Below are 23216 nucleotides of genomic sequence, written 5' to 3' on the forward strand. Positions count from 1 at the left end.
TTTTGTCGTTTATTTACCATAGAAACGCCAATTAATATGGTAATATTTTCCATGCAAACGGGATTTTTTTCCATTGTAGCAAACTATTTAATTTATCAATAAATTTTTTCACCGAATGCCAACACTTGCCGGATAAGACAATGAACATACTCTTACCTATTTATCAGCACCCAGTATTGGTAGTTTTGATAGATGACAGCCGGAGTTATCTGGACAGCATTACATTCCAGCTGGATTCAAGATTTCCCTGCAAGACCTTCACAGATACCAAAGCGGCGATTGATTGGATCAAAAGCACGTACCAGCATTACATGGCCGATATAGCGCATCCTATCCAGGTAGGCTACGACGATGAAACCTCATGCCTGGAACGACGCAATGCCGCAATCAACCTGCATGAAATTTACTGCGAGGTACTTAACAAACAGCGTTTTGACATTCCAGCGGTGCTGGTTGTTGATTACGCAATGCCGCAGATGAATGGCGTGCAGCTTTGCGAAGCGCTGCAAAATATCCCCTGCAAGAAAATCCTGCTTACGGGGCAGGCAGATGAAAGAGTGGCCGTCGATGCATTTAACAACAAGCTCATTGACCAGTTCATCAAGAAAAATGACCCTGCCGCGATCCATCGCCTGGAACTTGCAATCAACTCACTGAAAAAGGTGTTTTTTACCGAGCAGACGAGCACGCTCAAAGACTTGCTGACAAGACACACCTACACATTCCTGGCAGACCCGGCTATCGCTTCACTCGTTGAACAGCTATATCAGGACTATGGGTTCGTAGAGCATTACTTATTCCCCAATCCGTCCGGCATCCTGTTCATTGATTTCAATGGCAATGCCAAATTAATGGTAATAGAAACTGAAGCCAGCCTGATGTCACATTATGAAATGGCACAGGTCCAGAATGCACCACTAGAACTTCTAGCGGCTTTAAAAGCGCAGCAGGTGATTCCCTTTTTCTCTGATAGTGACGGCATATACGACAGCAGCATGCGCAAAAAATGGATGAGCTACTGTCGGCCATCGCAATTATGCAAAGGGGCGCAAAATTATTACTGGTCTGTATTTGAGTTCCCTGTGCATTATCTGCAAGGTGACGTTTACTCATACGCAGCGTTCCTGGCTGACGCCGGTGAAAAAGATAAGACAGAATGATAAATTTTGATAGATTATTCAAGCTGATGGGATGTGACCGGGATGGAATCTGGTCAGACACCCTGTTCCGGCTGGCGAATAGCTATGGTTTTTCGCAGGTTTTCTATAGCATCAATGCAAACAAACAGGCTCCGCTTGCATCGGCATTGATCTATAGCAACTACAAACCGATATGGCTAAAAATGTACAAGGATACATTCTGGAACATAGACCCGATTACCAGGCACTGCATCAATAGCAACATGCCATTGATATGGGATCAGAAAACCTTTAAATCCCGCCAGGAAATACAATTGCATAAAACAGCGCAGGCTTATGGCTTGAGCAGGGGAATCGCCTTTCCCGTTCATGGAGCGCACGCTGAGTTTGCCATGCTGAACCTGGCCATGAAGGAAACTGCCAGACCCCTATCACAGCAGAAGCTGGACGAGATACTATCCGACTGGGCACTCATCCGCGATTATGTATTTGAATCATCAAAGAAATTTACGCAGCTACAGAACCATGACCTTTCGGAAAAGTCATTACTCACCCCGCGCGAAGTGCAATGCCTGCAATTGGCGGCTGAAGGCAAATCATCGTGGGATATGGCTGTAGTTTGCAAATGCACGGAGGCGACGGTCAATTTCCATTTTTCCAACATTCGCAAAAAATTTAAAGTCAGCACGCGCCAGCAGGCGATTGTTAAAGCCATGCAACTGGGGCTCATCTTCCCAGAGAACGACTAAAATCTGGCTTTTAAGAATCAACAGTAGCGGTCGAGGCAGCAAGACAGCGCCATCAATAAAAAACGCCCGATAAAATCATCGGGCGTTTTCAAGTCAATTCAGAACGGTTGAATAACGATCAACGCATCCCGGGATTGTAATTATAAAACCAGAAACTACTCAGCAGCAGCCGGTGCAGCTTCAGCAGCTGGGGCAGCAGCTGCAGATTCGGCTGCCAATACTGCTGGATCGATCGTAATGCCCGGTACGCGCTCTTCAGCTGTTGGCTCATAACCGCCTGGCTCGGCAGCAGCCGGTGCTGGAGCCGGTTCAACCGCAGCCGCTGGTGCAGGTGCCGCTTCAACCGGAGCCGCTTCTTCTTTCTTGCCGCAACCAACGACCAGCACGCCGGCAACACCCAAAACTAATAAAGAACGCAATAATGATGACATAATAATTTCCTCTTCTTATTAAGAACTACAATCAATGATTTAATTCAATAGCTTACTTATACAACTCCACCCATACGCGCTATTCTAGCGCATTCAAAGTTATCTGCAACAACATTAAATATTATTTTAAACAGCAGTCTGTCAGGCCTTATTCACCGATCAAGTGCAAAAGAACCCGGCGCTTGCCGGCGATATGCCTGTGCTCATACAGAAACACGCCTTGCCACTGCCCCAAGGCTGCCTGTCCATCCAGCAGCGGGATTGACAAGTGGGTCTGGGTAAGCGCCGTACGCACATGCGCAGGCATGTCGTCAGGCCCCTCGACCGTATGGATAAACAGCGGATCACCGTCAGGCACCAGGCGATTAAAAAACGCTTCCATGTCTACCAGCACATCATGGTCATAATTTTCATTGATCAATAAACTGGCAGAAGTATGCTGGATATACAGCGTCATCATGCCGGTCTTGATACCGCTGGATTTTGCCCAGCCCGTCACCTCAGCTGTGATGTCATAGAGTTTCCGGCCATGCGTGGGAACCGTGATCTGATGTGTTTTCTGCTGCATTATAATTACCCGATGATGATTTAATCTTTACCAGCAGCCTAAAGGCCGGCCAATGCCCAAGCCCAGGCCAAAGGACGAACCGTAGTGCCGGCCATACCCGCCGTAGCCGTATGGCATTACCCCATAATAGCCGCGGCAGAACGGGTCATAATAACGCTGCTGCTGCCACAGGCGGTTTTTAAGCCTGGCGACTTCAGCCTGCTTCTGTGTTTCGCGTCGGTTGATTTCGTCCGCCAGCTGGTTTCTCACGGCAGCCTCCCTGCTGTCATGGATGTAGTCCACCACCTTCGCATCCACACCCTGGCGGCTTAAATCGACGCTTTGACTTGGCGTCAGGTCATACATGGAGTCTGTTGCCTTGATTTGTGCGATGATCTGCTCGGGACTGCTGCCCTCTTTCGTTAACCTGACCAGGTCTTCCAGCGCCAGCTTGGCAACCGGCTGTGGAATCAGGCGCGCCAGCTCTTCCGGTGAAATCCTGTCAATTTTCGGGCCTTCAGCACTTGCATCACGGCCAGTCGAGGCACAGCCTGACATTAACAGCAAAGCGCTGCATATCAACAACAGCAAATGGTTCCGCACTTTTGTTCCCTCAAATCTAGCCGCGCCGTTTCAAAAAAGGCGAAGGCTCCGTTATGTTCACATCATATGGATGATGCGGCAGCGGATAACGCAGACGCACCTTTTGTACATACTGCCTGGTTTCCGCAAAGGGCGGAACACCTTTATATTTGTTGACCGCTCCCTCACCCGCATTATAAGCCGCAACGGCGAGGCTGACATCACCCTCGAAATACGCGAGCAGCCAGCGCAGGTAAGCAACGCCGCCTTTGATGTTCTGGCTGGCATTATAGGCATTTTTGACATTAAAGCGCTCGGCAGTATCCGGGATCAATTGCATCAGCCCCTGTGCCTGCCTGCTGGATTGTGCCGATGCCGAAAAATCGGACTCTACCGAAATAATAGACAGCACCAGCTTCGGGTCAACCTTGTGCCAGGAAGCGATGGTATCTACCAGGCGCACGATCCAGCGCTTGTTCGCCGGTAAGTTTGCAATATAACTATCGATCTCGCCTTTTGCCGGAGCCTTCTCCGGAGCTACGTCGGCGAGCACGCAAGGCGGCAGGTCGCCAGCAGCCAGCTCCAGCGTTTCCAGCATTTTCTGCGATTCAAAATGCCCGTGCATGGATGCCGCAACGAACAATGAAGCCGCCAGATCCCGGTCAGCCGGCACACCTTTCCCGGCAGCATAGAGCATGCCCAGCCGGAACTGCGCCTCGGCACTGCCCTGGCGCGATGCTTCACAGTACAGTTTCGCAGCCTGCCATTCACCTTCGGGATTTTTCAGGTCACGTTCGGCAGATACTGCGCGCTTGAGCAAATCAGCGACGACTGGCGGTTCATTGTCAAAAGCTTCCAGTTCCTGCCGGCTGAATTCCGCGCGCGCAGCGTTCGCCGTAATCAGCAGCACGGCGAACAGCACGCGTTTCAACCCATCAGTAACCAGCTTCTTCAGCAAATCAACCTTTCTTAAGCCATTTAATGATCAACTGCCCGCTTTTGAAAATACGAACTTACCGCTTTTAACATCGACCTTGACCGTATCTTTAGCCATAAAATTCCCGCCCAGGATCTCGCGCGCCAGAGGGTTTTCAATCTCGCTCTGGATAGCGCGTTTCAACGGACGCGCGCCATAAACCGGGTCAAAACCGGCATTCGCGATCTCGGTAATGGCCGCATCGGTCAATTCCAGCTGCATATCCATTGCCGCCAGGCGTTTAGCCAGGTACTGCAACTGAATGGACGCAATAGATTTGATATGTGGTTCACCCAGCGCATGGAACACCACGACCTCATCAATCCGGTTCACGAACTCCGGCCTGAAATGCGTTTTCACTTCCCCCATCACCGCCAGTTTCACCAGCTGGTAATCCTGGTCCGCCATACTCTGTATCATCTGCGAACCCAGGTTGCTGGTCATGATGATCACCGTATTCTTGAAGTCCACAGTGCGACCCTGGCCATCGGTCAAGCGTCCATCATCCAACACCTGCAACAGCACGTTAAACACATCCGGGTGCGCCTTTTCCACTTCATCCAGCAGAATCACGCTATACGGCTTGCGACGCACGGCTTCCGTCAGTGTACCGCCTTCTTCATAACCTACATAGCCCGGAGGCGCACCTATCATGCGTGCCACTGAGTGTTTCTCCATGAACTCACTCATGTCGATGCGGATCAGGTGATCTTCAGAATCAAACAGGAAACCTGCCAGCGCCTTGCACAATTCGGTTTTACCGACACCGGTCGGGCCCAGGAACAGGAAACTGCCATAAGGGCGGTTAGGGTCCCCCAGGCCGGAACGTGAGCGGCGAATCGCGTCAGAAACCAATCTGACAGCCTCATCCTGCCCCACTACGCGCTCATGCAGCTTAGCTTCCATCGTGAGCAGCTTTTCACGCTCACCTGTCATCATCTTGCTCACCGGGATACCCGTTGCACGGCTGACCACCTCGGCAATCTCATCCGCACCGACTTCAGTGCGCAGCATTCTGTTCTTGCTGTGCGCAGTGCTGGCTTCAGCATTCGAGGCCTGCTTCAGCTGTGCTTCCAGCTGCGGCAATTTTCCGTACTGCAACTCAGAGACTTTCTGCCAGTCGCCTTTGCGCGTGGCCTCTTCCATCTCGAACCTGATTTTATCAATCGCCTCTTTAATATGCGCCGAACCTTGCACCTGGGCTTTTTCCGCTTTCCAGATTTCCTCAAGGTCCGCGTATTCTTTCTCGAGCTTGGTGATTTCTTCCTCAATCAGCACAAAACGCTTCTTACTGCCTTCATCTTTTTCACGACGCACCGCTTCACGCTCGATTTTCAATTGAATCAAGCGGCGGTCGAGCTTATCCATCACTTCCGGCTTGGAATCGATTTCCATCTTGATGCGGCTGGCCGCTTCGTCTATCAGGTCAATCGCTTTATCCGGCAGGAAACGGTCCGTAATATAACGATGGCTTAATTCGGCAGCGGCCACAATCGCCGGGTCGGTAATTTCCACGCCATGATGCAGCTCATATTTTTCCTGCAAGCCACGCAGGATTGCAATCGTGGCTTCAACGCTGGGCTCATCTACCAGCACCTTCTGGAAACGGCGCTCCAGCGCCGCATCTTTCTCGATGTATTTACGGTACTCATCCAGTGTCGTTGCGCCTACGCAATGCAGCTCACCGCGCGCCAATGCAGGTTTCAGCATATTGCCGGCATCCATGGCGCCTTCTGCTTTGCCGGCACCCACCATGGTATGAATCTCATCGATAAAGAGAATAGTCTGGCCTTCATCCTGTGCCAGTTCTTTAAGTACCGATTTCAGGCGCTCTTCGAACTCACCGCGATATTTGGCACCGGCCAGCAAAGCCGCCATATCCAGCGACAGCACTTTTTTATTGCGCAGGGAGTCAGGCACCTCGCCATTGACGATACGCTGCGCCAGGCCTTCAACAATCGCGGTCTTGCCCACACCAGGCTCACCAATCAATACCGGGTTGTTTTTAGTGCGGCGCTGCAATACCTGGATCGCGCGGCGAATTTCATCGTCACGGCCAATCACCGGATCCAGCTTGCCCAGGCGTGCCCGTTCAGTGAGATCAAGCGTGTATTTCTTGAGTGATTCGCGCTGGCCTTCCGCTTCCTGGCTATCCACGCTTTCGTTACCGCGCACTGCCTGAATCGCAGTCTCCAACGCAGGTTTCGTCAGGCCGTTCTGCTTGAGCAATCTCGCTGCCTCGCCTTTATCATCCGCCAGCGCCAGCAGGTACATTTCACTCGCGATATAGGCATCGCCACGTTTTTGCGAAAGTTTATCCGTCACATTCAGCAGGTTATTCAAATCACGTGAGATCGCAATCTCACCGCTGGCATCCGTCGATTTTGGCAGGTTGGCAATCGCGGCATTCAGGCCGGTCTTAAGCTGGTTCAGCTGCACGCCGGCACGCGCCAGCAATGATGCTGTACCGCCGTCTTCCTGGTTCAGCAAAGCCAGCAACAGGTGCTGCGGTTCAATCGCAGTATTATCCGCACCCAGCGCAAGGCTTTGCGCGTCACTGATCGCCTGCTGGAATTTAGTCGTTAATTTATCAAAGCGCATAGTCACTCCAATTTACAAAGTTAATCTATGTTTACATATGGGGCTGATTAACCGCTTTTCAATATATAATCTCTCTTGTACAAAGTCATGTAAATCCCTGACCATTTTACCCCTCACCATTATCTGATTACCGTACGGAGTGAGTTCTTGCTTACAACCAATTTGACCGCCGAAGAAACCGTATCCAATCCCGCATGGAAGATTCTGGATACGGAAGAACAGTGGCAGGAATTCAGCGAGCCGTTTGGCAGCAACCCTGACCAAACACTGGTGCAATCAAATCTGCTGCTGGACGGCTTACGCTGCGCGGCCTGCTCAGGCATCATCGAGCAGGGCTTGCAGTCATCCCCCGGCATCGTCAGTGCGCGCGTAAGTATGTCGAAAAGACGCGCTGTTGTCGTGTGGTCGCCGTCACAGACATCTCCATCCAAGATACTGACCACGGTACAGGCCCTAGGCTACAGCGCGAGCCCCGCAACCCAGGGCGAAAGCGACCTGGCTGCCATTAAAAAGCAGCGAGCCGCTTTCTGGCGCTGGATGGTTGCCGGATTCTGCATGATGCAGGTCATGATGTACGCAAGCCCCACTTATTTCACCGCCCCCGGTGAAATCTCGGCGGACATCCTGCACCTGCTTAACTGGGCATCATGGCTGCTCAGTCTGCCGGTGCTGCTGTTTTCCAGCAGCTCGTTCTTCAGCAACGCCCTGCGCGACCTGAGAATGAAGCAGATCAGCATGGACCTGCCGGTCGCTATCGGCATCGTGATTACGTTTGTGGTCAGCTCGGCCGCCACCTTCGAACCCAATAGCTGGTGGGGGCATACGGTCTATTTTGACTCACTGACGATGTTCGTGTTTTTCCTGCTTTCGGCACGCCTGGTCGAGGTAAAACTGCATCGCAGGACATTAGGCGCGCTGGAATCACTGGTAAGCCGTATTCCGGAAAACACCGAACGCCAGAACGCTGACGGCAGCTTCACGCGTGTATTGAACACCAGGCTTAAGATCGGTGACACGGTACGCGTCAACCTGGGCGAGGCATTTCCGGGTGACGGCAGGCTGATTTCAGGCAGCACCAGTGTTGATGAATCACTGCTCACCGGGGAATCGACACCGATACACAAGAATCTGGGCGATGATGTGATTGCCGGCAGTTACAACCTGCGCCAGCCTGTCAACATCGTGCTGGAAGCCATCGGCGCTTCCACCAAGTACGGCCAGATTGTGAACCTGATCAACCAGGCGGCCATTGAGAAGCCGAGATTATCAAAACTGGCTGACCGCGTAGCACGCCCATTCCTGATTTTTGTAATTCTGAGTGCGGCCGTTGCCGCTGCGCTGCTGTGGGATATCGACCGCGGACGGGCGCTCATGACTGCCGCCGCAGTGCTTATTGTCACCTGCCCTTGCGCTTTGTCGCTGGCGACCCCTGCCGCCATGCTCTCGAGCGCCAGCGCGTTCGTCAAGCGCGGCATCCTGATCAAACGCCTGCAGGCGATTGAAAATATTGCCGATATCGACACGGTCATTTTTGACAAAACCGGTACGCTCACTGAAGATCATATCGAAATCAAGGCGATCCGACACAAAGCAGGATTGACAGAATCTACGGCGCTGGCTTTGGCTGCGGCAGTTGCACGGCATTCATTCCATCCGGTTTCACGGGCACTGTTCAGTGCATATCAGGCACAGCAGCAGCCACCGCTGGCTCTGGATCTGGACGCTATTCAAGAAACCATTGGCGCCGGGGTCAGTGCCGGCATCAGGCACTTTGCCGCCAATGAGGCTTGCGCACAGCCAGATCTGGTCAATGGCCAGCTAAAACTCGGTTCGGCAAAATTCTGTGCCGTTCACGAAGAAGACCTGCACACACAGCAGGTGCATTTGGTCGACAGCAATGGCTGGCTGGCAAGCTTTACGCTGCAGGAGGCGATCAAGCCGCTCGCGGCACAAACCATACAGCAACTGAAAGATGCCGGCATCGGTATAGAACTGCTGTCAGGCGACCGCTCCGATGCCGTAGAAAATACAGCAAAAGAAATCGGCATCTCACATTACCAGTCCGCATGCAATCCTGAAGACAAACTGCTGCGCCTGCAAACCCTCAAACAGCAGGGCAAGAAAGTCCTGATGGTAGGCGACGGCCTGAACGATGGCCCGATACTGGCAAGTGCGCATGTGTCCATTGCCATGGGCAAAGGCGTCCCGCTCACCCTTGCCCATGCCGATTACATATTCCTGAATGGTGACATCAGCCAGATACCCTACCTGATCCGCCATGCAAAACAAACGATGAAAATCATTAAAGAAAATATTGCATGGGCAATTGTGTATAATTTGATCAGCATACCGCTTGCCTTCTTTGGCATACTGTCTGCATGGCTGGCCGGGCTGGGCATGGCTGTCAGCTCACTGATCGTGGTTGTTAACGCTTTGCGCCTGACCAAGTTCTCCACCTCTGCATTAACATTAGGAAAAACTCACCTGAAGGTCTGATATGGACATCCTATTCGTACTTATACCACTCTCGGTCATCATGGCGCTCGTCGTGCTTGCGGGGCTCTGGTGGGCGGTTTACCGCGGCCAGTTTGAAGATATCGAAGACGAAGGCAAACGCATCCTCGAAGATGACGATTAACCGCAGCCGCCGCATTTCCGAGTTTTGTAATCGAAGCGCTTGGTTGTAATGGCAAAAAACCGCGCCGCAACGTCTGACAGATAAAAACGATAAAAGAAACTGACCATGGATTTTACAAGCATCATCGACATATTCCTGCACCTTGATAAGCACCTGGAGGCCGTAGCCGCTGCCTACGGCATCTGGATTTACGCGATTCTGTTCGCGATCATTTTTGTAGAAACCGGCGTTGTTGCCATGCCATTCCTGCCCGGGGACTCACTGCTGTTTGTAGCTGGCGCGATTGCGGCGATTGGCGGCATGAGCCTGCCGGTACTGATGATCCTGCTGACGATTGCAGCCATTGCCGGCGATGCGGCGAATTACTCGATAGGCCGGTGGTTTGGCCCAAAAGTGTTTGCCTGGGAGGACTCGCGCTGGTTCAACAAAGACGCTTTTAACAAGACCCATGACTTTTATGAAAAACACGGCCCGATCACGATCGTTGCCGGTCGTTTTCTGCCTTTCATCCGCACTTTCACGCCATTTGTGGCGGGTGTAGCGGACATGACTTACCCCAAGTTTGCTTTTTACAATATTATTGGCGGCATCCTCTGGGTATGCGGCCTGACCGGACTAGGGTTCCTGGTGGGCAATCATCCGTGGGTCAAAGCCAATTTCTCACTGGTTGCGCTAGCCCTGGTGATCATTCCTACGCTGCCTGCAGCCTGGGTTGCGGCAAAACACTTCATCAAGTCCCGCTTCTGACTTTCATCGATTCCGGTGCAGAAACAGCGGAAGAAGCAGGACAGATGCCTGCCTCTTCAATCTTCGCCTAACCACGCCCTGTTGTTGCACGCCAATGCGCCCGGTCTTGCCCCGGCAGTCGAATCCGCTTGATCTTTAAAAAAACTCACTCAGATGCCAGGCAGCTGAGAGGCAGACAGACAGCGGCCCTCAACACATTCATTTGTAATTCAATTGTTTAAATTCCCGGCTAAAGGTTACGGCTTTGTTTCAAATCTGTAACAAAAACGCTTGAGACACACCTGTTTTTATGTTAGTTTTTGACATGCGTCAAATTGACGCACGTTAAAAATGTGTACGCAGGTCATCTTCAGATTGCTCACAGGTGATGTATGACGGTTTTTAGTGCTGACGGCAACATAATAGTGGCTAAGCCAAACAATTCCCTTACCCCCAGGGGGCTGGTGTGGCTTTTTATCAGCATCATGATCATTACCATGACCGTCGCACTTGGTGTGTCATTATCAGGAGCGTGGCTTGTATTACCGTTTGCCGGGTTTGAAGTTTTAGCTTTTGCATATGCGCTGCACCATGTCTATCTCCATTACGGGGATTTTGAAAAGGTCACGCTAGTTGATAATGAGGTGGTTGTAGAAAAACATAGTTATAAGAATTCGGAGAAATTCACTTTTCAGCGTTATTGGGCAAAAGTTTCGCTGCGCAATAGTACTGACGGGACATGTAGTATCTTCATCGGCTCTCATGGTAAGGAAGTAGAGTTTGGCACTCGCTTTATGGACAATGATCAGCGCATAACGGTCGCCAGACAACTTAAACAACAATTAAACATCGTCTAATAGTTTTTGTTTTGGGAGAAGGTATGTTAAGGCAAGCAATGAAGAAGTTAAGTTTCTGTCTGCTGTTTTTACTAACGTCGCCAAAAGTGTTTGCTGACTTTAGTTGGAACTTCCCCGAGCCAGTCACCCCCATGGCGCTCGACACCTTGCACGTACACAACAAATTCATGGTGATTGTTGCCGTGATATTTGTCGTAGTGCTTGCAATCATGATCTACTCACTGATAAAGCACCGCAAGAGTGCCGGTCACAAAGCCGTTGCAGATAAAGCGCCGTCCACGGCAACCGAGATCTTCTGGACACTGATTCCATTCGCAATCCTGTTACTGATTGACTTTGTCATCATGGGCATCCCGGCTTACCACAGCGTAGTCATGATGGAAGATACCCGCAACGAGTCCGACATGGTCATTAAAGTCACCGGCTCACAATGGCGCTGGCAGTATGAATACATGGGCAATACCGACAAGGGTAGCCAGTCCGGGCTGGAGGATGCCAAGGGCATCAAATTCGTCAGCAATCTTTCCACACCGCAAGATCAGGTCGAGGGTAAAGTCCCTCCCGTCAATGATCCTGCCAAACCATACCTGCTCGATGTCGACAATCGCCTGGTATTACCTGTAGGGGCAAAAGTTCGCATCCTGATGACATCATCTGATGTATTGCATAACTGGTGGGTGCCGCAATTCGGTTCTTCACGTGTTGCCGTGCCCGGCTTCATCCGCGAAACCTGGGTACAGGTAGAAAAAGCAGGCACTTACCGCGGCCAGTGCAAGGAGCTGTGCGGCAAAGGCCATGGCTACATGCCTGTAGTGGTTGATGCCCTGCCCAAAGAAGAATACAAAACCTGGGTAGCGGCTAAACAGGCTGAAATTGCCAAGGCCGCTGCCGGCTCTGAAAAAGAGTGGACTAAAGAAGACCTGATCGCCGAAGGCAAAGCCGTATATGAGAAAAACTGTGCAGTATGCCACCAGGTGACGGGCGCAGGCCTGCCTCCCGCTTTTCCTGCACTCACCGGCAGCAAGATCGCCACTTCACCGATTTTCGGCGCAGACGGCAAATACCTGCCTGACAGCCATTTAGACCGCGTACTGAATGGTGTTCGCATGATGCCGGCATGGAAAGGCAATCTGAACGATACCGAAATCGCAGCAGTCATCACCTACGAACGCAACGCGCTTGGCAATAGTGTTGGCGATTTTCTTCAGCCGTCACAAGTAAAAGCAGCGCGTCAATAATTAAAGATTAGGTACAGGAGAAAGCTATGAGTACAACAACAGTTGCACATCACGATGAGCACGCCGACCATCCGACCGGAATTATGCGATGGCTGACGACTACGAACCATAAAGATATCGGTACCATGTACCTGACATTCTCACTGATCATGTTCCTGGTCGGTGGCTCTATGATTCTGGGAATTCGTGCCGAGTTATTCCAGCCGGGCCTGCAATTAATGAAACCGGATTTTTTCAACCAGCTGATCGGCGTGCATGCACTTATCATGATTTTTGCAGCCCTGATGCCAGCCGCCACCGGTTTTGCGAACTGGATGATCCCTCTGCAGATCGGCGCGCCGGATATGGCGCTGCCCCGCCTGAATAACTGGGGCTTCTGGCTGCTGCCGCCATCTGCGATTCTGCTCACGCTGCCATTCACGCTAGCGCTGTTCGGCATCGGTGACGGTGCCCTGGCAACCGGCTGGACATTCTACCCACCACTTTCAATACAAGGTGGCATCGGTGTGGACTTTGCCATTTTTGCAGTGCACTTGCTGGGTATTTCATCTGTTTTAGGTTCCATCAACATTATCGTCACCCTGTTCAACATGCGCGCGCCAGGCATGACGCTGATGAAAATGCCGATGTTCGCATGGGGCTGGCTCATCACGGCTTTCCTGCTGATTGCTACGATTCCTGTATTAGCCGGTGCAGTCACCATGCTGCTGACAGACCGCCATTTTGGCACGCATTTCTTCAGTGCGGCCGGCGGCGGCGACCCAATCCTGTTCCAGCACCTGTTCTGGTTCTTCGGCCATCCCGAAGTGTATATCCTGTTATTGCCGGTCTGGGGTTTCATTCCACAGATCCTGCAAACATTCTCACGTAAACCCATGTATGGCTACAAAGCACAGGTGTATTCATTCTGGGGTATCGGCGCCTTATCTGTAGTTGTATGGGCACACCACTTCTTCACTGCCGGGTTGCCGGTTCCTGCGCTGCTCTACTTCATGTACAGCACCATGGCGATTTCACTGCCATTGGCCGTGCTGTTCTTCTGCTGGATCAAAACCATGTGGCGCGGCTCCATGAGCTTCGAAACGCCCATGCTGTTCACGGTAGGCTGGATCATCCTGTTCGGCATCGGTGGCCTGACCGGCCTGGTGCTGGCCGACGTTGCGGCTGATGCGCAGTATCACAACAGCTATTTCGTGGTCGCACACTTCCACTACACGCTGTTTGCCGGCGGCATCATGGGCATTATGGCCGGCGTGTATTACTGGCTGCCGAAAATGACCGGCCATATGTACAACGAAAAGCTGGGTAAACTGCACTTCTGGTTAACGGCGATTTCCTTCAACCTGACATTTATCCCGCAGTTCTTCCTGGGTCTGGCCGGCATGCCACGCCGCATTCCTGACTATGCACTGCAATTTGCCGAATTCAATATGATTTCTTCAATCGCAGCGTTTGTACTTGGTTTATCACAACTCATCTTTGTGTATAACATCATCAGCACCGTCAAAGGTGGCAAGAAAGCAACCGACCAGGTTTGGGAAGGTGCGCAGGGCCTGGAGTGGACATTGCCATCACCACCTCCATACCACAGCTTTACCGAGCAACCGGTAGTTAAATAAGACGGATATGAAGGCCCGGCCACCAGGCCGGGCCTTCCGGGATCAATATGAAAAATCAGGAAATCAACAAAAGCAGCAATAAAAAAATAGCCATATTGCTGGGAGTGATCGCTTTCATCTGGTATCTGGCTTCCATGTTTACGCTTTGGAAATAGAACATGGAAATTAAGCATAGCAACAAAACTCAGGAATAAGACACGGAAACAGATGTGACGATAGATACTGACAATGACGGCTTAAGCCTGGCAGATCGCAGAAGGCTGGCGAATAAGAAGCTGGGTTTGAAAATGGTTTGGATTGTAGTTGGCTCATTGATATTTGCATTTGCGTTAGTGCCGCTTTATGACGTTTTATGCACGATGACTGGTTTGAATGGAAAAACCGACACCAGTGCCTCTGTATTAAAAAGCAATAAAGTCGATACAACGCGCTGGGTCACCGTGCAGTTCACGTCCAGTGTAATGCCTGGGCTGGGCTGGAATTTTTACCCGAAACAGTCAAGCATTAAAGTACGCCCGGGACAAGTGGAAACAGTATTGTTTGAAGCTAAAAACATTACCAGCCAGACCGTTGCCGGGCAGGCAATACCAAGCGTTACGCCAGGCCAGGCTGCCGCTTACTTAAAGAAAATAGAATGTTTTTGTTTTCAAAGGCAGGAGTTAAAACCAGGTGAAACAAAAGTCATGCCTTTACGGTTTTTTGTAAGCAGCGAATTGCCGGCTGATGTAAAGGAAATGACCTTATCCTACTCATTTTTTAGCGCTAAGGAATAGCAGGTGGAGTTAGCAAAAAGATTTTAAGTGTGTGGATTCAACGCCACAGTAAAGTAAAACTGATATTCATGAGTTGGTAGTTATGACCGGTAGTGATGATTAGCAGTTAAGGCCGGTAGTTACGAATAGTTGCGTTAATTTAATATAAAACACATTCAGTCAGGCACTGGCTGAATAATGCAATAGGGAGCTTACGCATGACAACACATTCAAGTAATCATTATTTTGTACCGCATGGCGCTATCTACCCTGCCGTCATATCGGCAGGACTGATGTCACTGGCTGCGGGTTTTATTTTCAGTGTAGCGACAGATACCAACAAGGAACTCGCATACCTGCAAGCACCAGGCAAATGGATGATGTACATTGGTGCCGCGATTATCATACTCATGACCTTTAAGTGGCTGGGGGCTGTGGTACTCGAAAGCGTGACGGGGCAATACCATAAATGGGAAGACAAATCATTCCGCATCGGCATGATCGTTTTTATCTGTTCCGAGATCGCCTTTTTTGCCGCATTCTTTGGCGCACTGTTCTATATGCGCATCATTTCCGTGCCGGATCTGGCTGCTTTTGACCCGGCATTCACGCCGTATAAGGACTTCCTGGGCACCTGGCCTTCCGCAGGCCCTGGCGGGATTGTACTTGGCACCGAATACAAGCCAAGCCAGCTCAACCCAATGGGCGCCTGGGGTCTGCCGGCAATCAACACCGCCTTGCTGTTATCTTCCGGTGCCACCATTACCTGGGCACACTGGGGCTTGTTAAAAGACAACCGCAAGCAACTGGTTACTGGCCTGTTTTTAACCGTAGCACTAGGCACTGCATTCCTGATCTGCCAGGCATTTGAATACCACCACGCCTATACAGAAATGGGCTTAACGCTGCATAGCGGTGCTTATGGCGCCACCTTCTTCATGCTTACCGGCTTCCATGGCTTCCACGTCACACTGGGTACCATCATGCTGATCGTGATTTTATTGCGTTCAATGAAAGGCCACTTCTCATCCAAACACCATTTTGGCTTTGAAGGTGTTGCCTGGTACTGGCACTTTGTTGATGTAGTTTGGCTGGGTTTGTTCATTTTCGTTTACTGGCTGTAATTGCAGGTATAAAAAAAGGGGTGCATATAGAGCGCCCCTTTTTACTGCCGGAATCCAGTTTACTGCAAACCAGGTCAGAAACTAACGTTGACCGGGCCCGATCAGGCCAAAGTAATAGCCCAGCAACAGCAATAAAAACAAAGCAATAGAAAAACCGATACGCAGCGTTAACGCTTTTACAGTACGTGCCCCGCCATTTTTATCTTTAGCTAAAAAATACAAGGCAGAAAAAAGGCTGGCAATAATGACAAGTAACGCTAATACAACAACAATTTTGAATAACATATCAATGCCCCATCCATGTAGATGAGACATTATGCGATGCGTATGGCACAAATGCAATTTAGATTCTCAAACTACACATTTACCCTTTCCTGGACTGGTTTATTAGTGCTGCTGATCTGTGTACCGCTATTTATTAAGCTTGGCCTATGGCAATACCGCAAGGCTGAGTTAAAGCAGGAAATCCAGGCCAGCTATGACAGCGCGCAGGATAATGAGGCATTAAACCTGCCATCCAAGCTTGATCGCCCGGATGAATGGAAATATAAAAAAATAAAAATAAAAGGCCATTACGAAAGCAAGTACCAGATACTGCTGGATAACCAGGTCGAAGACAGCCGCGCAGGTTTCCATGTACTGACGCCACTCAAGATCGACGGCAGGAATGATTACGTGCTGGTCAACAGGGGCTGGATTGCAGGAGGCTCAACCCACACCGACATACCGGCCATTGTGACACCTGAGGACACGGTGGAAATCGTGGGACTGGGCTGGGTGCCCAGCAAAAAGGTTTTTACATTGGAAGATAAGTCAGAACACAAGCAGTGGCATCAAGTATGGCAGCACATGGATATGGAGCGCTATCAGAAAAGCGTACCGATCAGTGTATTGCCTGTTGTGATTAAACTGGATGCAAAAAGCAATGCCGGCGGTTTTGTTCGCAACTGGCAGCTGCCTGCCGAAAAAATCGCTACCAACATGGGCTATGCCTATCAGTGGTTTGGTTTTGCCATCGCAAGTATCCTGATCTTCCTGTACACCGGCGTGAGCAAAAATAAGAAATCAACCTGAAACTTGGATATTATGCAAATTGGACTAGAAAATAACGAATACCTGCAGCGGCAACGCAAAGGCCGCCTGATGCTGCTATGCATGCTGATATTCTTCATCACCCCCATCATCGCCGTCATCGCCATGTATAAACTGGACTGGCGGCCAAAAGGCGAAAGTATCGGCGAACTGGTCGTTCCGGCAAAACTGCTGTCCATGGACTACGCGCTGATATCGAGTGATGGCAGCGCTGTAAAACCGGACCTGTGGAAAGACAAATGGAGCATGGTGTATGTAGCCGGCAGCTGCACTCAGGAATGCCATGACAAATTGCACATCATGCGCCAGCTGCACACCTCCTTATACAAAGAAATACCGCGCATGCAGCGGGTATTCATCACAACCTTGCAGGAAGTCAGCCCGATCAAGCAAGATTACCCGGATATGCTGATCATCAACCAGCCTGGCACTGAAATATCGGCACTGAGCGACCAATTCAACATCAATAACGAGTCATCCATGAACGCCGGCAGGATCTACCTGGTAGACCCGCTAGGTCATTTCATGATGAGTTACACGCCGCACACCGACCCGGCCTTGATCCGGAAAGACGTGATACGGCTGATGAAATATTCCTGGGCCGGATAATGGCAGATTACAAGCACTTTAAACGTTTATCATTGCTTGGCGCCATCCTCGCGCTGTGCGTGGTTGTGCTCGGCGCCTATGTCCGTCTTTCCGATGCCGGGCTGGGCTGCCCTGACTGGCCTGGCTGTTATGGCACACTGACGGTACCGCAAAGCGAAACCGCAATCCGGAATGCGCAGGAGATCTTTCCGCATAGCACTATTGAAACCGGCAAAGCCTGGAAAGAAATGGCGCATCGTTACCTTGCCGGCACCCTGGGCCTGGTGGTGCTGGCGTTATTTGCATTTGGCTGGCGGAGCAGGAAAAACATTAAAGTAAGCCCCTTGCTGCCTACCGCCCTGCTGTTCATCATCATGTTCCAGGCGGCGCTAGGCATGTGGACAGTGACCATGCTGCTGAAACCGGCCATTGTCAGTGCACACCTGATCGGCGGCATGACCACGCTGGCCCTGCTGGCCTGGATCGCACACCGCCACTGGGGCAACGCTGGGAAATCCGCGGCCATTTCACCGGCATTAAGGCTGCTGATACGCGGCGCACTGCTTATATTGCTCGCACAGGTATTCCTGGGCGGCTGGACCAGCACCAACTACGCAGCCCTCGCCTGTACTGACTTTCCTACCTGCCACGGCGCATGGATGCCGGCAATGGATTTTAAAGATGCTTTTCACCTGGTGCGTGAGCTAGGCCAGAGTGCCAATGGCGGCAACCTGACACTGCCGGCACTCACCGCAATCCAGTGGTCGCATCGCATCGGCGCGCTGGTGACATTCATTTACCTGGGCAGCCTCGCCCTGCACCTGCTCGGCATTCCGCCACTTAAAAATGTGACACGGCTGCTGCTGGCGGTGCTGATAGCGCAAGTCTGTATCGGCATTGCCAATCTCATCCTGCATTTACCTTTAGTACTGGCAGTAGCGCATAACCTGGGAGCTGCGCTGCTGGTTATCATCACCGTTGTCATCAATTCCAAAATCACGGAATTAAATCAAAGCACTGGAAACGAGGCCAAACCATGACAGTTCAAAAATATAAAAGCGAGATGCAAATGAATACGAACCTGATGAGCCAGCTCAAAGCGCTCGCGCCGCGTTTAAAGAATTTTTTCCCGCTGTGCAAGCCGCGTGTCACGTCACTGATTGTGTTCACGGCACTGATCGGCATGTTCCTCGCCACGCCGAACATGGTGCCATGGCCGCTATTGCTGGCAACCACCATCGGCATCGCTTTTGCTTCTGGCGCCGCCGCTGCATTCAATTGCCTCATTGAGCACCAGATTGATGCCATCATGGCGCGAACACGTGCACGGCCGCTGCCTACAGGCCAGGTTTCAGCCGTTGAAACCATCGTGTTTGCTACGCTGCTCGGCGGCACCGGGCTGGCGGTTCTATACTTTTATGTGAACCCGCTCACCATGTGGCTGACACTCGCCACATTTGTCGGCTATGCGGTGATCTATACCATATTCCTCAAACCCGCCACGCCGATGAACATCGTAATCGGCGGTGCTTCCGGCGCCATGCCGCCGATTCTGGGCTGGGCGGCCGTCACCAATACCATTTCACCTGAATCGCTGATCATGTTCCTGATCATATTCGCATGGACACCGCCGCACTTCTGGGCGCTGGCACTCTACAGGCGTGAAGAATATGCAAAAGTAGGCATGCCGATGCTGCCGGTAACCCATGGCGAAGCCTTCACGCTGCTGCATATCCTGCTGTACACGGTGATCCTGGTAGCGGTTTCACTGATGCCTTATGGCCTTGGAATGAGCGGCATGATTTACCTGGTATCGACCATCGTGCTGGATGCGATCTTCATGGCCTACGTGATCGGGCTTTACAGGAAATACTCGGATAACCTTGCCAGAAGGACTTTCAGGTACTCCATCACCTACCTGACCCTGTTGTTTGCCGCTTTATTGGTAGATCACTACTGGACATATTGATGTTTGATTAAATACATCTGCTAAATTAAAAAATAAGGAGCGGCTAACGCTCCTTATTTTTTAATGCATACATATCGTAGCAAAACCCCGCCCTGATAGCGATTCCTCAATATTAATCACACATTCAGCCAATCCGGATAGCGGAATCGGAGCAAATGTTGGAGAAAATCCAGTATTAATTCTCAATTTACATTATATAATCGCGGATTAAGACTTACATGTTATGCGGGAAATTCACGCGCTGTGCGTATTTTTGCGATATTTTTGCTAAAAATATCCCTGCTGATTGATTTATTTTGTTTTATTTAAGGACGGAAGTAATGAGTAACAGTAATGTAGAAACGTTTTACGACGACTACGTCATCCGTAGATTTACCGTGATGGCCGTAGTCTGGGGGGTGGTTGGCATGCTCATGGGCGTTATCATCGCCGCACAGCTTGCCTTTCCTGAACTAAACCTCGGTCTGCCATGGACAAGCTTCGGCCGTTTGCGTCCACTGCACACTAACGCGGTAATTTTTGCGTTTGGCGGCTGTGCCCTGTTTGCCACGTCTTACTACGTTGTGCAGCGCACCAGCCAAACCAAACTGGCCTTCCCGCTGCTGGCTCGCTACACGTTCTGGGGCTACCAGGCCGTGATCGTAGCTGCAGCCATCTCACTGCCTTTAGGCTACACGCAAGCTAAAGAGTACGCTGAACTGGAATGGCCAATCGACTTGCTGCTGCTGGTGGTTTGGGTCATGTATGCGATCGTGTTCTTTGGCACCATCGCTCAACGAAAAATCAAACATATCTACGTTGCTAACTGGTTTTACGGCGCATTCATTATCGTGGTGGCCTTGCTGCACATTGTTAACAGTGCCGCGATCCCTGCTGAATGGATGAAATCCTACTCAGCGTATGCCGGTGTTCAGGATGCCATGATTCAATGGTGGTATGGCCACAATGCTGTGGGCTTTTTCCTGACAGCAGGCTTCCTGGGCATGATGTACTACTTCGTACCTAAACAGGCTGAGCGCCCAGTGTACTCATACCGTTTATCTATCGTGCACTTCTGGGGTTTGATCTTCACTTACATGTGGGCGGGTTCACACCACCTGCACTACACCGCCTTGCCTGACTGGACACAATCAGTCGGCATGGTACTTTCACTGATCCTGCTGGCACCTAGCTGGGGCGGCATGATCAACGGTATGATGACAATGTCAGGCGCATGGCACAAACTGCGCGATGACCCGATCCTGCGCTTCCTGATCGTTTCCCTGTCTTTCTACGGCATGAGTACCTTTGAAGGCCCGATGATGGCGATTAAAACCGTGAATGCATTGTCACACTACACCGACTGGACTGTTGGTCACGTGCACTCAGGCGCTTTAGGCTGGGTTGGTTTCGTATCCATGGGTTCACTGTACTTCCTGACACCGCGCCTGTGGGGTCTGAAACAGATGTACAGCAAGAAAGCCATTGAACTGCACTTCTGGCTGGCGACGATCGGCGTGGTGCTGTACATCACCGCGATGTGGATCTCCGGCGTGACGGCTGGTCTGATGTGGCGTGCGATGAACGATGACGGCACCTTGACCTATACCTTTGTTGAATCTGTAAAAGCGATGCATCCGTTCTACGTGATCCGTATGACCGGTGGCCTGATGTACGTAAGCGGCATGATCATCATGTTATGGAACGTCATCAAAACAGTACAGATGGGGCAAGCGACACGCGCCAGAATACCTTCAACAGTTGTTCATGCTTAAGAGAACTAAAATGTCAGATAAAGAACAAAAAGGATTTACCCACGAGAAGATCGAAACCAACAGTTTCCTGATGGTTGTGCTGATTTTAATTGTGGTTTCATTCGGCGGTTTGGTTGAAATCGTTCCGCTGTTTTTCCAGAAATCAACCACGCAGCCGGTTGAAGGCCTCAAGCCTTACACACCGCTGCAACTGGCTGGACGCGACATTTACATCCGTGAAGGCTGCTACAACTGCCACTCACAGATGATCCGTCCATTCAAAGCAGAAACATTGCGCTATGGCCATTACTCGGTTGCAGGCGAGTTTGTTTATGACCACCCATTCCAATGGGGCAGTAAACGTACAGGTCCAGACCTGCACCGCGTTGGCGCCCGTTACAGCGATGAGTGGCATCGCATCCACCTGATCAACCCGCGTGACCTGGTGCCGGAATCAGTGATGCCTGCCTACCCCTGGCTGGAAAAAAATCTGGTTGATGCGAAAAACCTGCCGTCACACCTGCGCGCGCTGAAAATCGCCGGTGTGCCTTATACCGATGAAGAGATTAAAAACTCAGCAAACGAGGTATATGGCAAAACCGAAATGGAAGCCGTAATTGCTTACTTACAAGTGCTAGGTACAGCGCTCAAACAATAAGCGAGTCAATATGGACATTACTGATTTACGCAGTATAGCGACTGTCGCAGCCCTGGTTACTTTTGTGGGTATCTGGGTCTGGGCATGGTCTGGACGGCATAAAAAAGATTTTGACGAAGCGGCAAGACTGCCGCTTGAGGGAGATGAATAATGAGTGATTTTACAAGTAGTTTCTGGCCGATGTTTATTTCGGCCATCGTGATTGGCGGTATTATTTTCTGCCTGACTGTGCTGTTTCTTACCAGCAAATCACATGACGCAGCCCACACTGGCGAGTCTACAGGTCACGTATACGATGAAGACATCATCGAGATGAACAACCCGATGCCAAGATGGTGGATGTGGATGTTTATCATTACCTGTGTGTTCGGTGTCAGCTATCTGTTTCTGTACCCAGGTCTGGGAACTTACGGTGGTAAACTGGGCTGGACGCAACTGAAGCAATATGAACAGGAAGTGAAAGAAACCAACGACCGCATTGCACCTATCTACGCTAAATTTACATCTATGGCACCTGAAGACGTGGCTAAAGATCCAAAAGCAATGGCAATCGGCGAACGCCTGTTCATGAACAACTGCTCACAGTGTCACGGTTCTGATGCTCACGGCAGCCGCGGCTTCCCTAACCTGACAGATAAAGACTGGTTATATGGCGGCGCGCCTGAAACGATCAAGGAAACCATCACCAATGGCCGTCATGGCATGATGCCGCCAATGGCTGCAGCGATTGGCAATGCGGATGACGTGAAAAACGTTGCCAACTACGTATTAAGCCTTTCAGGCAGCCAGCATGACGCAAACCGTGCAGCACTGGGCAAAGAGAAATTCACAGCCTGCGCAGCTTGCCACGGCGCAGAAGGTAAAGGCAACCAGACAATCGGCGCGCCTAACCTGACAGATGACATCTGGCTGCATGGTGCCGGTGAAGCCGCTATTATCGAGCGTATCAACAACGGCAAGAATAACCAGATGCCGGCGCAAGGTTCACGTTTAACACCTGAACAGATTCATGTTCTCGCTTCTTACGTTTGGCGCTTTTCAAACAATGAAAACAACGCTCAGTAACAACTTAGATTTAATTTAGATAGCAATGCAACTTCAGCTTACTTAAATTATCCTAATACCACTAAATGCCCACTATTTTGCATATGCTAAAATAGTGGGCGTTGTCCTTTTTGTGTCGCATTTTAAGCAGGG

General features: G+C 50.8%; 24 protein-coding genes. 18 read left to right on the top strand and 6 right to left on the bottom strand.

The features are described from left to right. Nucleotides 1–140 precede the first annotated feature (140 nt). Both GQ51_RS05325 and GQ51_RS05330 read left to right on the top strand, forming a co-directional pair. Complete coding sequence (locus tag GQ51_RS05325; protein WP_052177718.1) at nucleotides 141–1160, top strand: response regulator; 1020 nt, start codon at nucleotides 141–143, stop codon at nucleotides 1158–1160. After that, complete coding sequence (locus GQ51_RS05330) at nucleotides 1157–1888, top strand: helix-turn-helix transcriptional regulator (protein ID WP_052177719.1); 732 nt, start codon at nucleotides 1157–1159, stop codon at nucleotides 1886–1888. The genes GQ51_RS05325 and GQ51_RS05330 overlap by 4 nt, the downstream gene beginning before the upstream one ends. Before the next feature lie 155 nt (nucleotides 1889–2043). Here the strand turns inward: GQ51_RS05330 and GQ51_RS05335 are convergent, their stop codons facing one another. The 5 genes from GQ51_RS05335 to clpB form a co-directional block, all read right to left on the bottom strand. Further along, nucleotides 2044–2319, bottom strand: a complete 276-nt coding sequence (locus tag GQ51_RS05335; protein WP_047550709.1) for a hypothetical protein — start codon at nucleotides 2317–2319, stop codon at nucleotides 2044–2046. Between the two features lie 148 nt (nucleotides 2320–2467). Beyond that, nucleotides 2468–2887, bottom strand: a complete 420-nt coding sequence (locus GQ51_RS05340; RefSeq protein ID WP_047550712.1) for a secondary thiamine-phosphate synthase enzyme YjbQ — start codon at nucleotides 2885–2887, stop codon at nucleotides 2468–2470. Nucleotides 2888–2914: 27 nt separating this feature from the next. Then, nucleotides 2915–3469: a hypothetical protein gene (locus GQ51_RS05345; protein ID WP_047550715.1), complete on the bottom strand. Its 555-nt coding sequence runs from the start codon at nucleotides 3467–3469 to the stop codon at nucleotides 2915–2917. Between the two features lie 16 nt (nucleotides 3470–3485). Further along, on the bottom strand, nucleotides 3486–4406 hold the full coding sequence (locus GQ51_RS05350; protein ID WP_081987098.1) for a transglycosylase SLT domain-containing protein: 921 nt from the start codon (nucleotides 4404–4406) through the stop codon (nucleotides 3486–3488). A gap of 27 nt (nucleotides 4407–4433) precedes the next feature. Further along, nucleotides 4434–7025 carry an ATP-dependent chaperone ClpB gene (clpB, locus tag GQ51_RS05355; RefSeq protein WP_047550718.1) on the bottom strand — a complete coding sequence of 864 codons (2592 nt, stop codon included), beginning with the start codon at nucleotides 7023–7025 and terminating at the stop codon, nucleotides 4434–4436. Between the two features lie 147 nt (nucleotides 7026–7172). On the opposite strand from clpB, the gene GQ51_RS05360 reads away from it, so the two are divergent. The 8 genes from GQ51_RS05360 to GQ51_RS05395 all read left to right on the top strand — a co-directional run bounded on the left by GQ51_RS05360 (nucleotide 7173) and on the right by GQ51_RS05395 (nucleotide 15979). Beyond that, entirely contained in the window at nucleotides 7173–9521 is a 2349-nt protein-coding gene (locus GQ51_RS05360) for a heavy metal translocating P-type ATPase (protein WP_047550721.1), read from the top strand. A gap of 1 nt (nucleotide 9522) precedes the next feature. Further along, nucleotides 9523–9663, top strand: a complete 141-nt coding sequence (gene ccoS, locus GQ51_RS05365; protein ID WP_047550724.1) for a cbb3-type cytochrome oxidase assembly protein CcoS — start codon at nucleotides 9523–9525, stop codon at nucleotides 9661–9663. 105 nt (nucleotides 9664–9768) lie between these two features. Next, complete coding sequence (locus tag GQ51_RS05370) at nucleotides 9769–10410, top strand: VTT domain-containing protein (RefSeq protein ID WP_047550727.1); 642 nt, start codon at nucleotides 9769–9771, stop codon at nucleotides 10408–10410. A 371-nt stretch (nucleotides 10411–10781) separates the two neighbouring features. Continuing rightward, complete coding sequence (locus GQ51_RS05375; protein ID WP_052177721.1) at nucleotides 10782–11246, top strand: DUF2244 domain-containing protein; 465 nt, start codon at nucleotides 10782–10784, stop codon at nucleotides 11244–11246. Nucleotides 11247–11269: 23 nt separating this feature from the next. Further along, nucleotides 11270–12484 carry a cytochrome c oxidase subunit II gene (gene coxB, locus GQ51_RS05380; RefSeq protein ID WP_047550730.1) on the top strand — a complete coding sequence of 405 codons (1215 nt, stop codon included), beginning with the start codon at nucleotides 11270–11272 and terminating at the stop codon, nucleotides 12482–12484. 26 nt (nucleotides 12485–12510) lie between these two features. After that, the gene (gene ctaD / locus GQ51_RS05385; protein ID WP_047550733.1) at nucleotides 12511–14103 is read left to right on the top strand and encodes a cytochrome c oxidase subunit I; all 1593 of its coding nucleotides are present in this window, start codon (nucleotides 12511–12513) and stop codon (nucleotides 14101–14103) included. A gap of 209 nt (nucleotides 14104–14312) precedes the next feature. Beyond that, nucleotides 14313–14876 (top strand): cytochrome c oxidase assembly protein, encoded by a 564-nt coding sequence (locus tag GQ51_RS05390; protein ID WP_081987099.1) that lies wholly within the window; start codon nucleotides 14313–14315, stop codon nucleotides 14874–14876. 197 nt (nucleotides 14877–15073) lie between these two features. Further along, a complete protein-coding gene (locus GQ51_RS05395) occupies nucleotides 15074–15979 on the top strand; it encodes a cytochrome c oxidase subunit 3 (RefSeq protein ID WP_047550736.1) in 906 nt (301 codons plus the stop codon). A gap of 81 nt (nucleotides 15980–16060) precedes the next feature. Here the strand turns inward: GQ51_RS05395 and GQ51_RS05400 are convergent, their stop codons facing one another. Then, the gene (locus GQ51_RS05400) at nucleotides 16061–16264 is read right to left on the bottom strand and encodes a twin transmembrane helix small protein (protein ID WP_047550739.1); all 204 of its coding nucleotides are present in this window, start codon (nucleotides 16262–16264) and stop codon (nucleotides 16061–16063) included. Between the two features lie 42 nt (nucleotides 16265–16306). On the opposite strand from GQ51_RS05400, the gene GQ51_RS05405 reads away from it, so the two are divergent. The 8 genes from GQ51_RS05405 to ccoP all read left to right on the top strand — a co-directional run bounded on the left by GQ51_RS05405 (nucleotide 16307) and on the right by ccoP (nucleotide 23084). Continuing rightward, a complete protein-coding gene (locus tag GQ51_RS05405; protein ID WP_235276171.1) occupies nucleotides 16307–17053 on the top strand; it encodes an SURF1 family protein in 747 nt (248 codons plus the stop codon). Between the two features lie 12 nt (nucleotides 17054–17065). Then, the gene (locus GQ51_RS05410) at nucleotides 17066–17680 is read left to right on the top strand and encodes an SCO family protein (protein WP_047553965.1); all 615 of its coding nucleotides are present in this window, start codon (nucleotides 17066–17068) and stop codon (nucleotides 17678–17680) included. Continuing rightward, nucleotides 17680–18699: a COX15/CtaA family protein gene (locus GQ51_RS05415; protein WP_047550742.1), complete on the top strand. Its 1020-nt coding sequence runs from the start codon at nucleotides 17680–17682 to the stop codon at nucleotides 18697–18699. The genes GQ51_RS05410 and GQ51_RS05415 overlap by 1 nt, the downstream gene beginning before the upstream one ends. 29 nt (nucleotides 18700–18728) lie before the next feature. Next, the gene (gene cyoE / locus GQ51_RS05420; protein ID WP_047553966.1) at nucleotides 18729–19628 is read left to right on the top strand and encodes a heme o synthase; all 900 of its coding nucleotides are present in this window, start codon (nucleotides 18729–18731) and stop codon (nucleotides 19626–19628) included. A gap of 320 nt (nucleotides 19629–19948) precedes the next feature. Continuing rightward, a complete protein-coding gene (gene ccoN, locus GQ51_RS05425) occupies nucleotides 19949–21382 on the top strand; it encodes a cytochrome-c oxidase, cbb3-type subunit I (RefSeq protein WP_047550745.1) in 1434 nt (477 codons plus the stop codon). A gap of 10 nt (nucleotides 21383–21392) precedes the next feature. Next, complete coding sequence (gene ccoO / locus GQ51_RS05430; RefSeq protein ID WP_047550748.1) at nucleotides 21393–22019, top strand: cytochrome-c oxidase, cbb3-type subunit II; 627 nt, start codon at nucleotides 21393–21395, stop codon at nucleotides 22017–22019. 10 nt (nucleotides 22020–22029) lie between these two features. Continuing rightward, nucleotides 22030–22170, top strand: coding sequence for a CcoQ/FixQ family Cbb3-type cytochrome c oxidase assembly chaperone (locus tag GQ51_RS05435; RefSeq protein ID WP_047550751.1), 141 nt, complete (start codon nucleotides 22030–22032; stop codon nucleotides 22168–22170). Next, the gene (ccoP, locus tag GQ51_RS05440; RefSeq protein ID WP_047550754.1) at nucleotides 22170–23084 is read left to right on the top strand and encodes a cytochrome-c oxidase, cbb3-type subunit III; all 915 of its coding nucleotides are present in this window, start codon (nucleotides 22170–22172) and stop codon (nucleotides 23082–23084) included. Before GQ51_RS05435 ends, ccoP begins: the two co-directional genes overlap by 1 nt. The last annotated feature ends 132 nt before the right edge of the window (nucleotides 23085–23216 follow it).

Source organism: Methylotenera sp. G11, from assembly GCF_000799735.1.
In the GTDB taxonomy this organism is placed as follows: domain Bacteria; phylum Pseudomonadota; class Gammaproteobacteria; order Burkholderiales; family Methylophilaceae; genus Methylotenera.

What these genes read in the sequence shown, in the direction of transcription:
- GQ51_RS05400 (WP_047550739.1), bottom strand. Translation starts at nt 16,264, where the DNA reads ATGTTATTCAAAATTGTTGTTGTATTAGCGTTACTTGTCATTATTGCC.
- GQ51_RS05410 (WP_047553965.1), top strand. Translation starts at nt 17,066, where the DNA reads ATGCAAATTGGACTAGAAAATAACGAATACCTGCAGCGGCAACGCAAA.
- GQ51_RS05375 (WP_052177721.1), top strand. Translation starts at nt 10,782, where the DNA reads ATGACGGTTTTTAGTGCTGACGGCAACATAATAGTGGCTAAGCCAAAC.
- GQ51_RS05395 (WP_047550736.1), top strand. Translation starts at nt 15,074, where the DNA reads ATGACAACACATTCAAGTAATCATTATTTTGTACCGCATGGCGCTATC.
- ccoN (WP_047550745.1), top strand. Translation starts at nt 19,949, where the DNA reads ATGAGTAACAGTAATGTAGAAACGTTTTACGACGACTACGTCATCCGT.
- GQ51_RS05325 (WP_052177718.1), top strand. Translation starts at nt 141, where the DNA reads ATGAACATACTCTTACCTATTTATCAGCACCCAGTATTGGTAGTTTTG.
- ctaD (WP_047550733.1), top strand. Translation starts at nt 12,511, where the DNA reads ATGAGTACAACAACAGTTGCACATCACGATGAGCACGCCGACCATCCG.
- GQ51_RS05330 (WP_052177719.1), top strand. Translation starts at nt 1,157, where the DNA reads ATGATAAATTTTGATAGATTATTCAAGCTGATGGGATGTGACCGGGAT.
- clpB (WP_047550718.1), bottom strand. Translation starts at nt 7,025, where the DNA reads ATGCGCTTTGATAAATTAACGACTAAATTCCAGCAGGCGATCAGTGAC.
- GQ51_RS05370 (WP_047550727.1), top strand. Translation starts at nt 9,769, where the DNA reads ATGGATTTTACAAGCATCATCGACATATTCCTGCACCTTGATAAGCAC.
- ccoO (WP_047550748.1), top strand. Translation starts at nt 21,393, where the DNA reads ATGTCAGATAAAGAACAAAAAGGATTTACCCACGAGAAGATCGAAACC.
- GQ51_RS05435 (WP_047550751.1), top strand. Translation starts at nt 22,030, where the DNA reads ATGGACATTACTGATTTACGCAGTATAGCGACTGTCGCAGCCCTGGTT.
- ccoS (WP_047550724.1), top strand. Translation starts at nt 9,523, where the DNA reads ATGGACATCCTATTCGTACTTATACCACTCTCGGTCATCATGGCGCTC.
- GQ51_RS05405 (WP_235276171.1), top strand. Translation starts at nt 16,307, where the DNA reads ATGGCACAAATGCAATTTAGATTCTCAAACTACACATTTACCCTTTCC.
- GQ51_RS05335 (WP_047550709.1), bottom strand. Translation starts at nt 2,319, where the DNA reads ATGTCATCATTATTGCGTTCTTTATTAGTTTTGGGTGTTGCCGGCGTG.
- ccoP (WP_047550754.1), top strand. Translation starts at nt 22,170, where the DNA reads ATGAGTGATTTTACAAGTAGTTTCTGGCCGATGTTTATTTCGGCCATC.
- cyoE (WP_047553966.1), top strand. Translation starts at nt 18,729, where the DNA reads ATGAATACGAACCTGATGAGCCAGCTCAAAGCGCTCGCGCCGCGTTTA.
- GQ51_RS05415 (WP_047550742.1), top strand. Translation starts at nt 17,680, where the DNA reads ATGGCAGATTACAAGCACTTTAAACGTTTATCATTGCTTGGCGCCATC.
- GQ51_RS05340 (WP_047550712.1), bottom strand. Translation starts at nt 2,887, where the DNA reads ATGCAGCAGAAAACACATCAGATCACGGTTCCCACGCATGGCCGGAAA.
- coxB (WP_047550730.1), top strand. Translation starts at nt 11,270, where the DNA reads ATGTTAAGGCAAGCAATGAAGAAGTTAAGTTTCTGTCTGCTGTTTTTA.